Origin of the sequence: Flavisolibacter ginsenosidimutans (assembly GCF_007970805.1) — a bacterium.
Taxonomy (GTDB): Bacteria; Bacteroidota; Bacteroidia; order Chitinophagales; family Chitinophagaceae; genus Flavisolibacter; species Flavisolibacter ginsenosidimutans.
Genome location: NZ_CP042433.1, coordinates 4,474,967 through 4,489,338, shown reverse-complemented (window position 1 = coordinate 4,489,338; position 14,372 = coordinate 4,474,967). Strand labels below are relative to the sequence as shown.

At 48.0% G+C, this 14,372-nt stretch carries 12 protein-coding genes; 11 read left to right on the top strand and 1 reads right to left on the bottom strand.

The genetic code is table 11. The features are described 5' to 3' along the window. Positions 1 to 15: 15 nt before the first annotated feature. Complete coding sequence (locus FSB75_RS19115; protein ID WP_146790757.1) at positions 16 to 678, bottom strand: DUF4395 domain-containing protein; 663 nt, start codon at positions 676 to 678, stop codon at positions 16 to 18. A gap of 692 nt (positions 679 to 1,370) precedes the next feature. On the opposite strand from FSB75_RS19115, the gene FSB75_RS19110 reads away from it, so the two are divergent. The 11 genes from FSB75_RS19110 to mgtA all read left to right on the top strand — a co-directional run bounded on the left by FSB75_RS19110 (position 1,371) and on the right by mgtA (position 14,350). After that, positions 1,371 to 2,198: a universal stress protein gene (locus FSB75_RS19110; RefSeq protein WP_146790755.1), complete on the top strand. Its 828-nt coding sequence runs from the start codon at positions 1,371 to 1,373 to the stop codon at positions 2,196 to 2,198. Positions 2,199 to 2,208: 10 nt separating this feature from the next. Further along, entirely contained in the window at positions 2,209 to 3,054 is an 846-nt protein-coding gene (locus FSB75_RS19105; protein WP_172623227.1) for a universal stress protein, read from the top strand. A 3-nt stretch (positions 3,055 to 3,057) separates the two neighbouring features. Further along, a complete protein-coding gene (locus tag FSB75_RS19100) occupies positions 3,058 to 3,429 on the top strand; it encodes a hypothetical protein (protein WP_146790751.1) in 372 nt (123 codons plus the stop codon). Between the two features lie 24 nt (positions 3,430 to 3,453). Beyond that, a complete protein-coding gene (gene ppsA / locus FSB75_RS19095) occupies positions 3,454 to 5,886 on the top strand; it encodes a phosphoenolpyruvate synthase (protein WP_146790749.1) in 2,433 nt (810 codons plus the stop codon). Then, a complete protein-coding gene (locus FSB75_RS19090; protein WP_146790747.1) occupies positions 5,873 to 6,733 on the top strand; it encodes a CHAD domain-containing protein in 861 nt (286 codons plus the stop codon). Before ppsA ends, FSB75_RS19090 begins: the two co-directional genes overlap by 14 nt. 145 nt (positions 6,734 to 6,878) lie before the next feature. Further along, entirely contained in the window at positions 6,879 to 7,616 is a 738-nt protein-coding gene (locus tag FSB75_RS19085) for a DUF998 domain-containing protein (RefSeq protein WP_146790745.1), read from the top strand. A gap of 381 nt (positions 7,617 to 7,997) precedes the next feature. Beyond that, complete coding sequence (locus tag FSB75_RS19080; protein ID WP_146790743.1) at positions 7,998 to 8,393, top strand: hypothetical protein; 396 nt, start codon at positions 7,998 to 8,000, stop codon at positions 8,391 to 8,393. A gap of 26 nt (positions 8,394 to 8,419) precedes the next feature. Further along, positions 8,420 to 10,894 (top strand): cation-translocating P-type ATPase, encoded by a 2,475-nt coding sequence (locus FSB75_RS19075; protein ID WP_146790741.1) that lies wholly within the window; start codon positions 8,420 to 8,422, stop codon positions 10,892 to 10,894. 192 nt (positions 10,895 to 11,086) lie between these two features. Then, complete coding sequence (locus FSB75_RS19070; RefSeq protein WP_146790739.1) at positions 11,087 to 11,485, top strand: GerW family sporulation protein; 399 nt, start codon at positions 11,087 to 11,089, stop codon at positions 11,483 to 11,485. 47 nt (positions 11,486 to 11,532) lie between these two features. After that, a complete protein-coding gene (locus FSB75_RS19065; protein WP_146790737.1) occupies positions 11,533 to 11,721 on the top strand; it encodes a hypothetical protein in 189 nt (62 codons plus the stop codon). Between the two features lie 115 nt (positions 11,722 to 11,836). Then, the gene (mgtA, locus tag FSB75_RS19060; protein ID WP_146790735.1) at positions 11,837 to 14,350 is read left to right on the top strand and encodes a magnesium-translocating P-type ATPase; all 2,514 of its coding nucleotides are present in this window, start codon (positions 11,837 to 11,839) and stop codon (positions 14,348 to 14,350) included. The last annotated feature ends 22 nt before the right edge of the window (positions 14,351 to 14,372 follow it).

The window sequence follows — 14,372 nt, the reverse complement described above, 5'->3', positions numbered from 1 at the left end:
TGTCTTGGTTATAACTCATCGGGAGTTGATGATTGTCTTCAGGTTTCTCGGGGCTATACGAAAATGATCATTAAAAAGAACAACCGCAAGCATGACATATACAACGAAACCAACAACAATGAGAACGTGTGCGGGTGCTATCCTCTGAATAGTTTGTTTTTGCCTTGTCCCGCAAACTTCACCCGCACAATGTCGAGCCTTCTCTTTATAAAACAAACCGTAAACCAGGCATCCCAGGCAAATGCCAAACGCCGATTCAAAGAACAAGAAGACCAGACAAGCCAGGCAGGTTACGCCAGTTATGATGCTATAGGAATTTAACAAGACCAGAAGAAAGAACATTAGGCCTGATAAAGCCAAGCCTATTTTCCAGGCAAATTTTTTCTGCGGCGCTCCGACGTATTCGGGAACCTGCCGGCTGACGATCAACCGGCCGATGATTAAGACAGGAGAAAGCCTGGGACTGATAAAGACGCGAATGATAAAATCTGTAAGAAAGACAACGATCACGTACTTGACCAACAAGAAATCCTGCTTAAACAGGATCAGCATCAGAGAGAGAAACAAAACCAAAAACATAATTCCTGCCGATGCTCTTATTTCCCGCTCATTTAAAACCGGGAGGGCATATCCCTCTATGTCGTCACCAAATTTTATAACCTTGTTTTTCTTTTTCATCTTTTGTTTTTATTGTCGCCGTAATAGGCAATTCATCGTCGTTGACACCTAAATATGCAAACGGACACGAAGGTTTTGAAGTATACAAATTCAAACAACCCTCAAAGCAGTAGACGCCCAATACGGTCCCGCCAAGCTTTTTAAAACGGCTCATGCGTTTACCATGAGCCGAAATCGTTAACAACAAGGCAGCGTTACAGCAAGGACAATGATGGCAAGAATAATCTGTTTCATAATGAGTGGTTTTATCTATTAGTAATTGCAGAGCCTATCACCGGCTTGGGTTTCGGGAAAAAGCATTTCAATAATTCTGTTGCAAGGTTAGGGCTTCAAAACAAGCAAGAATGTCTCCTGTCAACCAACAGCGGATTATCGTAAACAAACAACATCCAAGGCGTAGTCCGCTGAGATAAACCATGATATTTATACCAGGTATGTGCATAACGGCAACCGAAAGAAACCAGTCGCATTGAAAGGCCTGAGAAATTGTGTGTGTTGAACCGTGCGAACGCAGCCACAGATACTTTAAATTCAAATCTCCTCTCTCTCTTTCTTTCTTTACAAAACGGCCAACCGGCTTCAGCGCAAACATTTGCAGCACGAAAGCCTGAATGACGACAATCAGCGGACACGCTAATGCGCCTCATCGTTTCGGGGCTAACAAACACAATAGCTTTAGTAAAACTTTCGTCATGGAAAAGATCCTCCTCGTTATAAACGCACACAAGCCAAACCTTGCTTCAATAAGTTTTGCCTGCAAGACGGCAGCAGAAACGGGTTCAAAAATCACGGGTTTGTTTATTGAAAACCTTTTTTACAGGCCTGCCGCGCAATTGGATGAAGCATCCTACTTCAGTAGCATCAGCGAAAACGAAGCAGCAACCGAGGTAGTGACCGACTCGGAACAAGCGGTGCAGCTTTTTGTGCAGGAATGTGCTTTGCAAAAAGTGCAAACCGAAACCTACGTGGACAAAGGCGAACCGATTCAGGAAGTGATTTTTGAAAGCCGCTTTGCCGACCTGCTTATTGTTGATCCGCACCTGAATTTTTACGACGGCGAAGAACAAATTCCTTCGCATTTTACCAAGGAAATTTTGGCGAATGCAGAATGTCCCGTGTTGCTTGCACCCGATGCTCCAGAAGAGATAAACCAGGTTGCTTTTTGTTACGACGGAAGTGCCTCGGCCGCGTTTGCCATCAAACAGTTCACATATCTGATGCCCTCCTACAAAAACAAAAAAGCAGTATTGCTGCAAGTCTCCGGTAGCGGCAAAAGTGAATTGGGCGAAGACCACCGCCGCCTGATGGCCTGGATGCGTGCGCATTACGATGTTGTAACTTTCGAGTCTCTGAAAGGACAGGCAAAGGACGAACTGCTCACGCATTTCTTCATGCATACCGGTGTGATGGTAGTGATGGGTTCCTATGGCCGCAGCCTGCTCTCAAATTTCTTCAAACACAGTGCGGCCGAAGGTCTCATCCGCACGGTTGATCTACCCATTTTTATCACGCACCATTAACGCTTTGGTTATGAAAAAATTTATTGCCGCTTTTGACGGCCTCGATTTTTCGGAGAGCACTTTACAGTATGCCATACACCTCACACAAAAAGCAAACGCTCATTTGGTAGGCGTCTTTCTCGAAGATTTCACACGCCGGAGCTACGGCATGAACGAGCTGGCGCATTACAGCGGCGAGGACATGGACTCCTACGTGCACGAAATGGATGAAAAAGACAAACACGTCCGCGACGAAAGCATTGATCGTTTTAAAAAGGCTTGTTCGGCTGCTGGCATTTCGCACACCATACACCGCGACCGCAACGTAGCCCTGCAGGAACTTTTGCACGAGTCAATCTATGCCGACTTGTTGATCATTGGCTCGGCGGAAACATTAACCCGTTACGAGGAAGGTTTGCCCACGCGGTTCTTGCGCGACTTGCTCAACGATGTACAATGCCCGGTAGTTGTTGTGCCCGCAACCTATCAAGCATTCGATAGCCTCATTTTGCTTTACGACGGCGAGCCTTCTTCCGTTCATGCGGTGCGAACTTTCAGTTATCTTTTTGAAGACCTCAAATCCTTACCCACGGAAATCGTCAGCGTAAAGGAACAAAGAGAAGCGGCCGTGTTGCCCGATGCACGCCTCATTCGTGAATATGTAAGAGGACATTTCCCCGCAGCCGATGCCGTCATTTTAAAAGGCGATCCTGATGATGTAATTATCGGCTACCTACAACGCAAGAAAAATTCCTCGCTGGTTGTGTTGGGTGCTTACCAGCGAAGCCGTTTTTCAAGGTTGTTCAAACCCAGCATGGCCGATCATCTTTTACAACACCTGAAGCTGCCGCTCTTTATTGCTCACAATAAATCCTGAACAATGGTTTTGCAGATTGACGACAACCTGAAAATTGGGGAAGTGCAGGAACGTTTTCACGACTGTTTTCCTTATTTGAAGATTGCGTTCTACGCCAAAGCGCACAAGCGTTTTGAACCCTCCGAAACAAAGTTTCTGCTGGATGAAAAGTCTTTGCTGGCCGACATTCGCAAGACTCACCAAAACGGAAACCTGGAAATTAAATCGTGGCACACCGTGGCCAGAGTAGAACACGAGTTGAAACAAAACTTCGGCCTCAACGCACAAATTTTTCGAACGGGCAAAAAAGGCGAGTGGGTTCAAACGGCAGAAAGCGACGCACTGACACTGGAAGAACAAAGCCGCTTTGCTTACGATTGGCGGCTCAATAAATAAAAACGTTTTCAAAACAAATTCGTTATGACAAAGCTTGTAAAAAAGTTTAGCGAAATATCGCTGGCCGATTTACCCGAGGTAGGCGGCAAGAACGCATCGCTGGGTGAAATGTTCAGCAAACTGCACGAAAAAGGCGTTCCCGTGCCCGACGGTTTTGCCACCACCGCCGCGGCCTTCTGGCTCTTCCTCGATGAAAACGCCTTGCGCCTGCCGCTTCAAAAATTGATGGACGAACTGGACCGAAAAAAATTTTCTAATCTCAAAGAAACCGGCGCAAAAGCAAGGGCTTTGATGATGCAGGCAAGTTTGCCCCTTGTTGTCAGCGATGCCGTCCTGTTTCAGTTTCGTGAGCTTTGCGAAGACGAACACGCAGGCTTTGCCGTACGCAGCAGCGCCACTGCCGAAGATTTACCACAGGCCAGTTTTGCCGGGCAGCACGAGTCTTATCTCAACATCAATACCGAAGCAGAATTATTACACGCTGTGCAAAAATGCTTTGCCTCGCTTTATACCGACCGCGCCATCAAGTACCGCGAAGACAACGGATTTGCGCACGAAAAAGTGGCGCTGTCCGTCGGCGTTCAGTTGATGGTTCGGGCCGATAAAAGCTGTTCCGGCGTCGCCTTTACCCTCGAACCGGAAAGCGGCTTTCGCAACGTCATTCATCTTAGCGGCGTGTGGGGCTTGGGCGAAAACATGGTGCAGGGAACAGTAACCCCAGACGAATTCCTCGTCTTCAAACCAACACTACGGCAGGGCAAAAACGCCATTCTGCAAAAGCGGTTGGGCGACAAAGAGCTGATGATGATTTATGCAGATGAAGCCTCTTCTTCTCCCGTAAAAAACATTCCTACACCCAAACACCTGCAAGAACAGTTTGTGTTGACCGACGAAGAAATCAGGCAGGTGGCTGAATGGTGTCTCTCCATCGAAGACCACTACGGCAAACCGATGGACATTGAGTGGGCAAAGGACGGCGTCAGCGAAAAGATTTTTATTCTGCAGGCACGTCCCGAAACGGTGCAGTCGGCAAAGACCACAACCCTTGCAAGCGAATACCAGCTAACAAAGAAAGGCAACCTGCTGGCCAAGGGTCAGGCCGTTGGCAACAAAGTCGCCGTCGGCAAAGCCCGGGTATTGCATTCTCCTTCGGAAGCAGCCGGTTTGAAAGATGGGGAAATCGTTGTTACGGAAATGATCAGTCCCGATTGGGACCCGCTGCTTAAAAACGTTGCCGCCATTGTTACCGACAAAGGCGGCCGCACCAGTCACGCTTCCATTGTGGCGAGAGAGTTGGGCGTGCCTGCGATTGTGGGCTGCGAAAACGCCACGCAAAAAATCAGGCCCGGTGATGTCATAACGGTTTCCTGTTGCGAAGGCAAGGCCGGTTACGTGTACGAAGGAGCGCTGCCTTTTGAATTGGAAGAAGTGGACTTTTCTTCCGTGAAGATGCCGCAGCGCACCAAAGCAATGCTGATTGCCGCCGATCCCGACAAAGCCTTTAAACTTTCGTTTTATCCAAACGACGGCGTAGGCCTGATGCGGCTTGAATTTATCATCAATCATTTTGTGAAAGTGCATCCAATGGCGTTGGCAAAATTTGCCACTCTCACGGACGAAAAAGCCAAAGTGCAAATTGAAGCCCTTACGCATCATTACAAAGACAAAAAGAAATATTTTGTTGACAAGTTATCGCAGGGCATCGCCACCATTGCGGCGGCGTTTTATCCGAAAGATGTGATTGTGCGCATGAGCGATTTTAAAACAAACGAGTATGCCAACCTTATTGGCGGAGCCGCTTTTGAGCCGGCCGAAGAAAACCCGATGATCGGCTTTCGCGGCGCTTCGCGATACTACAGCGACTTGTACAAAGAAGGTTTTGCACTGGAGTGCGAAGCCGTAAAAAAAGTTCGCGGGGACATGGGATTAAGCAATGTGAAATTAATGATACCGTTTTGCCGCACGGTGAACGAAGGAAAGAAAGTAATTGAGGTCATGGCCCAAAACGGTTTGGACAGAACAACGGATAAAAGCTTAGCGATTTACATGATGGCCGAAATACCAAGCAACGTTTTGCTGGCCGGAAAATTTGCCGAGCTCTTCGACGGCTTTTCCATTGGCTCAAACGACTTAACGCAGCTTACGCTTGGCATTGACCGCGACTCCGGTTTGCTGCAACATCTTTTCAGCGAAAAGGACGAAGCGGCACAATTGATGATTGGCATGATGATAGAAAAAGCTGTGAAGGCCCGCGTCAAAATTGGCCTGTGCGGGCAAGCGCCAAGCGATGATCCATCCTTCGCAAAATTTCTCGTGCAAAAAGGCATCGGCAGCATTTCGTTTAATCCCGATGCCTTGCTGAAAGGCATAAAAAATATTTGCGACGCAGAAGCCGCGCAGGATAAAGTTGCGGCCGCAAGCAAATCGCCGTTAAACGAAGCGTATGAAATCTTCTGAAGTGAAGAAACGCGTAAAGAAACATTTCGAAAAATTACAGCCGCTGTACGGCAACGTGCTGGAAGATTTTGAATTGGAAAAAATACACGACTTCAGGTTGCGCATAAAAAAACTCAATTCGTTTTTGTGGCTGCTCAACGGCGATAAACCGGCAGGCGATTTAAAAATTAAACAGCCGCTTCGGCATTTTTATCACACCGTTGGCAACGTTCGAAACCTGCAATTGCACAACCAGCGGATAGAAACATTGTGCAAGCAACTTCAGCTATCACCGCCGCTGTATTACCTGCAATCGTTGCAACAGAAAGAAAGAGAAGAAAAGGCGTCGGCACGCGAAGAAGCCTTGCATCTCGACGTAAAAAAGCATTCGAACAAATTAACCAAAGCGGCGCCGAAGAAGTTGAAAAGGGCAAGGATAAAAAACTTCATCATCAACAACTTTACGGCACTCCTTACCTTGCTGAAACAACCCGTTCTTCGCAACGAAGACCTGCACGAAGTGCGCAAGATTTTAAAACGCTTTTTGTACGTGTGGCCCTGGATTAAAGACGGGCTGAAGACAGAATTTCAGCCGCCGCTTTTAAACAAAAGAACCTGCGACAACCTTTCCGCCATAATTGGTGATTTTATGGACAACATTGTTGCGGTGAGCTTTTTTGAACCGCCGTATTCGCTGCTGGAAACCAACGCAGAAGAAATCACCGTTCTACAGTCGCTGCATGCACACATCGTCGCCGACAAGCAACGCCAGTACAATGATGTGGTAGCGGCGTTGAAAAACCTTTTGCCTTCAACTGAAACCGGCCGCACTTCCGTTTCTTCACCATCCACCACCGTCTTGTTATGAAAGTTATTATTTATAGCACCAAGGTGTTTGAAGGAAATGAACTGACGCAATTTTTTCCGAAAAAATTACCGGATAAAATTGTCGTTCGATAAGGCAAAAAACCTTGCAGCAGAGGTTTTCATTCTTCATCTTAAAAGAAAGCAAAATGAAAACAAAAAATCAGACGATTAATGAAATGCGGAACAGCACAAAGGCCTTGCTTCTTTGCGGTGTTTTTGCTTCCGTTTGGTACACTGCTTTGAACATTTTTGTACCGATGCTGTACAACGGTTACAACGTTGCGTCGCAAACGGTAAGCGAGTTATCGGCCGTTGGCGCTCCAACAAAAACGGTGTGGGTCATACTCGGCTCTGTTTATACCTTGCTCTTCCTTTGCTTTGGTTGGGCCGTTCGCATTGCGGCCGCAGAAAACAAGCATTTGCGCAAGGCGGGAAATCTTCTGCTGTTAAACGGCATCGTGAGTTTGTTCTGGCCGCTTGCGCCCATGCACCGCCGCGAAATCCTGGCAGCCGGTGGCGCAACCATCAGCGACACGATGCACCTTGTTCTTGCTGCCCTTACCGTTGCACTCATGTTTCTTGCCGTTTGGTTTGCCGCAAAGACATTGGGAAAACGGTTTCGTGTTTACTGCTACGCAACGCTGGTTGTTTTCGCCGTGTTCGGAATGCTCACCGGCATTGACGCGCCAAAAATTTCCGTGAACGCACCGACGCCGTTCACAGGTGTTTGGGAGCGCATCAACATCGGCGCCTTTATGCTGTGGATGATGGTGCTTGCTGCCTTGCTGTGGCGGAGGGAAGACGCAAAAATCCACAACGAAAACAAAAATCGCAGGCGGGGCCAAACAAAACTTGTCACGTCGCGAAAAGCGTTGCGGCGATAAAACAACAATCGCCAAATGGAAACATTTCTTGCCGTTTCAAAAAATTTGATTACGTAAAACAAAGCTTATGCGTGTTTCATCTTCTTCTAAATATTCTCCGAAGCGTACACCAAGGCCCTCGACACACCTGGTATTTTACGCGGTCATCATCATGGTCGTTCTTTTTCTTGTGTTTTATTTTTTGTTGCGAAACCATGCGCACTAAACGCTTTGATCCTTCTTGAAAAGCGACGCTTCGGTGAGTTGTGCTTTGCTGACGGCATTCACCCTTTTTCCTGACCGGCATCATTGGTAGCCGGCTTTCGCCAATCTTACCTTGCACCGTTGCCTGGATTGGGAACACAATTCGAACAAGCATTTACTCATCAGCAAATTATTTTTATGCAGCTCACGATTCAAAAAACAAAAACGGTTGGCGAAGTAAAACAAGAATTTGCCCACACTTTTCCCAGCCTCAAAATTGAATTCTTCAGAACGGCGCATCAGAAAGAGGAAGGCTCGCCTTTAAAGCAAATGTTACACGACGACAGCTTGCTGTCGGTGGCTTACCCGATGCTTCGGCAAGGCATCTATTTTTTCTTTCCCACCACTACCGTCGCCGACTTTGAGCTGGGCCTGCAAAAAGAGTTGGGTGTTTCTGTGCAAGTCTTTCGTTTGTCAAAAGGCGTATGGCTGGAAACAACAAAGACGGATAACTTAACGCTGGCGCAACAAAACGCAAACGCTACGGAAGTTGTTTCGAGAATGCGGTTCAACGTCAACAGTCTTTTCCTTTAAATAATTTTAACCGCACAGTAAAACCTATGCAGGGATTAACTGAAAATGAGGCCGCGGAGCGGTTGAAGCAATACGGAAAAAATGCCGTGCATTTAAACGAAGGCAAACGCCTGCTGCACATTGTGGCCGGCGTGGTAAAAGAGCCGATGTTCCTGTTGCTTGTGCTTGCCTGCGCTTTGTATTTTTTGCTGGGCGAAAGCGCCGAGGGTTTTATGATGGTGGTGGCACTTTGTTTCGTCGGCGCCATTTCGGTTTACCAGGAAGTGCGAACATCAAATGCATTGGCCGCATTAAATGATTTAACCGAACCGCAAGCTACCGTTGTGCGTGACGGCGTGCGAAAAAGCATCGTTGTGGAAATGATCGTTCCCGGCGACTTGCTTTTGCTTAGCGAAGGCGAAAAAGTTCCGGCCGATGCCGCAGTGTTGCACGCAAACGATTTAACGCTGAACGAAGCCATCCTTACCGGTGAAGCGTTTCCCGTAGAAAAAAATGCAGAAGAAAAAATATTCCAGGGCACCGTTATCAATTCTGGACAATGCACGGCAACGGTGACGGCCACCGGCGTGCACACGGCCTTGGGCAAGATTGGCAAATCCATCATTACCTACAACGAAACGCAAACGGAACTACAGCTTCGGGTGAACAAACTGGTAAAACGCCTGGCTTTGTTTGGCCTGTCGGCCTTCCTCCTCATCTTCTTCGTAAACTTTTTTCACAATCACAATTTTGTCAGCAGTTTGCTCTTTGGCCTTACACTGGCCATGTCGGCTATACCCGAAGAAATTCCCGTTGCCTTTTCGTCTTTCATGGCGCTGGGTGCGCATTCCATGTCAAAGTTGGGCATCGTTACAAGGCAACCGCAAACCGTAGAGAACCTTGGTGCGGTGAACGTAATTTGCCTGGACAAAACCGGCACCATTACGGCCAACAAAATGTCGGTGGATGCAGTGTGTCCTTTTACCGGCAACGAAAGCAATTTTTCTGCGGCAGACCTGTTGTACTACACCTTTCTTGCCAGCGAAGCATCGCCTTTTGATGCAATGGAAAAAGCCATTGAAGAAGCCTTTGAAAAAACAGGCGATTCACGAAAGCGGCACGAGATGGTAAAAGAGTTTGCGTTGGAAGGCAGGCCGCCGATGATGACGCACGTGTATGCCGAAGGCAATGGTTTTCGTGCTGCGGCCAAAGGCGCGGTGGAACGCATTCTTGATGTTTGTGCCCTTACCGCCAAACAACGCGAATCCATTTTGCATCAGGCGTATTCACTGGCGTCGAAAGGTCATCGTGTTTTGGGCGTGGCAACGGCCCTTCACACCGACGAAGCCTTTCCGCAAACGCAGGATGAATTTCACTGGCAGTTTACGGGCTTGCTCTCTTTATACGACCCGCCAAAAACTTTTGTCAAAGACGTGCTGCAAAAGTTTTACAAGGCCGGCATCACGGCGAAATTGCTCACCGGCGATTATGCGCAAACGGCGCACGCCATTGCCACTGAAATTGGTTTGCGTAACGGCGTGCCGTCGCTCTCGGGAGACGAGGTAATGCAAAGCAACGATGAAGAATTGCGAAAGCTTGTGCACACCACCAATGTTTTCACCCGCATGTATCCCGAAGCCAAGCTGAAAGTAGTGAACGCCTTGAAGGCCGAAGGATTTATCGTGGCCATGACGGGCGACGGCGTAAACGATGGCCCCGCCTTGAAAGCGGCCGATATTGGCATTGCCCTGGGCAAAGGCGGCACCGAAGTAGCGCGACAATCAGCGGACCTTATTTTAACCGATGATGACCTGCGCAAGATTGGCGATGCCGTTGAATACGGCCGCAAGATTTTCAGCAATTTCAAGAAAGCGGTGCGTTACATCATTTCCATTCACATTCCCATCATCCTGATTGCGTCTTTGCCCTTGCTGCTCGGCTGGAAGTATCCCAACATTTATACACCCATTCACGTGATTTTTCTGGAGCTGATCATGGGTCCCACCTGTTCTGTTTTTTACGAACGCGAACCCGCGGAGGCCGCCATAATGTTACAGCCGCCGCGCCGCCGCAACGAGGGCTGGTTTGCACGCGATGAACTCTTTATCAGCATCTCGCAGGGATTGATTATCGCCCTTGGCATTCTGCTGCTTTACTATTTTTATTCAGCTACCGGCGCCTCCATCACAGAAGTACGCACCGTTGTGTTCATCACGCTCATTCTTTGCAACATCTTTCTAACTTATGCCAACCGTTCCTTTGAGCAAACGATCCTAAAAACAATCCGCTACAAAAACAACCTGGCATTACCGACCATGGTTCTTTCCATCTGCTTTTTGCTGCTGCTTTTGTTTGCGCCTTTCGCGCAAGGTTTCTTTGGCATGACGAACCTTCCTCCGCTGCGTTTCTTTGTTTGTCTTTTTACGGCGCTGCTTTGCGTAGGTTGGTTCGAATTGTACAAAGCCAACCTGAAAAGCTTTTCCCTGCCGGCTTTTCCTGACCATAAACAGGCCCTTGACTGATACAAGTCTTTGCTTAAGGACTTATTAGAAAACTAACTTTCGTGTGTCAATCTTCTCCTCACAAAAGGAATTGTTATGTCACCGCTAAAGCTTTTAGCTGTATAAAATAGCTTGTAGCGGAAAGGGATTGCTACGTGTTTTATAGCCGGTAATTCTTGTCCAGGCATTTGTAGAGACATCAAAAAAACATTTATGGCAACGGAAAATTTTGTTCAACAATTAGCCTCCATTTTGTCGCAGGGCGCAACGGTTAAAAACGTATTTGGCGAACCGATACAAGCGGGCGATAAAACCATTGTTCCGGTTGCCCGGATTGCCTATGGTTTTGGCGGCGGATTTGGGCAAGGGAAGAGGCCAAAGAAAGAAACCTCTTTAACCGAACAAACCGCCGAAGGTGAAGGTGGCGGAGGTGGTGGCGGACTTAAGGCACAAGCAAAAGGTGTGTATGAAATCTCTCCGGCAGGCGTTCGCTTCATTTCGGCTTCACCCGGAAAATTAGTTTTCATCGGCGCGGTGATTGGCTTTGCGCTTAAAGCATTGCTCTCTTCAAAACACAAAGGCCATTGCCGAATGCAATGCTTTCGTAAATAAAATAACTTGCCGAATAAGCTAACCAACAATTTCAATAAACAAATGCAATGACCGACAAGCAAAGAACATACGACATTCGCCAGCACGATGCGGTTTACGGCTTCGGTTTTTTGGGAGCAGCTATTTATTTCATTCAGCACGCCGCCGGCTTTTGGATGGGCGTGCTGGGCTTTTTGAAAGCCATTGTGTGGCCGGTGTTCCTGGTGTACAAACTGCTGGAGTTTTTAAAGCTGTAAGCCGGGCTTGTTGCTACGTTGTTTATTGTTGATCGTTGTATGCATATGGTCAACTTGCCTTCTGACGGCTGTTAGCCAGGTTTGGGGCGAAAAAAAATAGTTTGGCAACTAAACAATGGGTGTGGAAACATCGCAAAGCTTTTGGCAACAAACAACGGATACCGCCTTTCTCAACTTGCGATCGTCTGTAAATGGCTTATCGGCTGAAGAAGCGCGGAAGCGCATGGCGGATCAGGGCGAAACAAAAACCCTTACAAAGCCGTGGATAGCCGACGCGAAACTTTTGCTTTCGCAGTTTAAAAGCCCCTTGATTTTGCTGCTGCTGTTCGCCGTTATTGTGTCAACCGTTTTGGGCGAATACTCCAACAGCTTAATTGTGTTGCTGGTGTTGTTGACCAGCGGCGTTTTGGGTTTTGTGCAGGAACGAAACGCGGGCCGTGCCGTGCAGGCTTTGCAAGCGCTGATACACACCAGAGCCACGGTGCGGCGGGATGGCAAAGTGCAGGACGTGTTAATAGAAGAAGTTGTGAAAGGCGATATTGTTTTGCTTCGGGCCGGCGACATGATTCCCGCCGACGCCTTGGTTTTAGAGGCAAACGATTTGCACGTAAACGAATCGGTGCTTACCGGTGAATCTTTCGCCGTCGAAAAATTTGCAGGCGAAAGTTTTGTTTCGTCGTTGAACAAGGCATCCAATGCCGTGTTCAAAGGCACAAGCGTTATTAACGGCACGGCTACGGTGGTTGCCGTTAAAACCGGCAGCGATTCTGAATTGGGAAAGATTGCCGGCTCTATTCAAAAAGCAGCGCCGCTCACTTCCTTTGAAAAGGGAATTACCTCTTTCGGGAAATTCCTGGTTTGGCTCACGGTCATTATCTCGTCCGCTATTTTTGTTTTCAATCTTTTCTTTCACCGTCCTTTTTTTGATTCCCTGCTTTTTTCATTAGCCCTTGCGGTGGGCATTGCACCGGCTTTACTGCCCGCCATTCTTACCCTCACGCTTTCTGCCGGTGCCAGGCGGATGGCGGCGCAAAAAGTAATTGTAAAGAAATTAAGCGCCATTCAAAACCTGGGCGAAATAGACGTGCTGTGTTGCGACAAAACCGGCACCATTACCGAAGGCGTGGTGCAGTTACAAACGGCCGCAGACAGCGATGCAGCGAAAGAACAGGCCTTGTTGCGGTACGCTTATCTCAACGCTTCGTTTGAAAGCGGCTTCGCCAATCCCATTGACGAAGCCATCCGGCAACAAAAGGAAATTGACATCACCGGCTATACCAAGTGCGACGAAGTGCCGTATGATTTTATCCGAAAGCGATTGAGCATTGTGGCCGAAAAAGACGGAAGGCACCTGATGATTACCAAAGGTTCTTTCAACACGGTTCTTGACGTGTGCACAACGGCAGAAGAAGGCAGCGATCTTGTGCCCATCACCGCAAAAAAAGACGCGTTAAAAAAACAATTTGAAGCGTACAGCGACAAAGGCTTTCGCGTATTGGCCATTGCGGTAAAAGATGTAACCGGCGACCCGGTGATTAACAAAGACGATGAATGCGAGATGATCTTTGCAGGCCTCTTGCTTTTTGCCGACCCGTTAAAGGAAGACGTTCTCGGCTCCATTCAAAAGTTAAGAAGCAAAGGCGTTTCGCTAAAAATTATTACGGGCGACAACTACCGCGTGGCGCAATACATTGCTTCGCAAATTAACCTGAGCCCGGAAAAAATTGTAACAGGTGCCGAACTCGCAACAATGAACGCGGAAGAACTGAAAGCAAAAGTTGCCGCCACGGATTTATTTGCCGAAACCTTGCCGGCGCAAAAAGAAGCCATCATCAAAGCCCTGCAAAACAGCGGTTGCTCCGTCGGTTATTTGGGCGACGGCATCAACGATGCCAGTGCTCTCAAAGCAGCCGATGTCGGTATTTCGGTGCAAGGTGCGGTGGATGTGGCAAAAGAAGCCGCCGACATGGTGTTGCTCGACCGGCATTTGGATGTCATCAACAATGGAATTGAAGAAGGCCGCAAGACGTTCATGAACACGTTGAAATACATCTTCGTCACCACCAGCGCCAACTTCGGCAACATGTTCAGCATGGCCATTGCTTCGCTGCTTTTACCTTTCATTCCCTTGTTGCCCATACAAATTTTGCTCAATAACTTTCTCTCCGACATCCCGGCTTTCGGCATTGCCTCCGATGCGGTGGACAAGGAACTGGTAAGGCGTCCGCAAAAATGGAACATAGCCGCCATCCGCCGCTTCATGGTGGTTTTTGGCCTGCAAAGTTCTCTGTTTGATTTTGCCACGTTTGGCTTGCTGTATTTTGTTTTTCGTGCAACGCCGCCAACGTTTCGCACGGCCTGGTTTACCGAAAGCCTGTTAACGCAAGTGATGATTTTATGGGTGATAAGAACAAAGCGGCCTTTCTTCAAAAGCAAACCCGCAGGCTATTTGCGTTATGCAACGCTGGCAGTGTTCGTGGTCGGCGTATCGCTTTCTTATTGGCCCTTCGCCAAACTGTTTGCCTTCCTTCCCCTGCCGCTTTCCCTGCTTGCCGGTATTTTACTGATTACGCTTGCTTACCTTCTTCTTTCCGAACAAACGAAACGCTGGGTGTACAAACGACTGTGAACACCTAACCGAAAGCAAATCT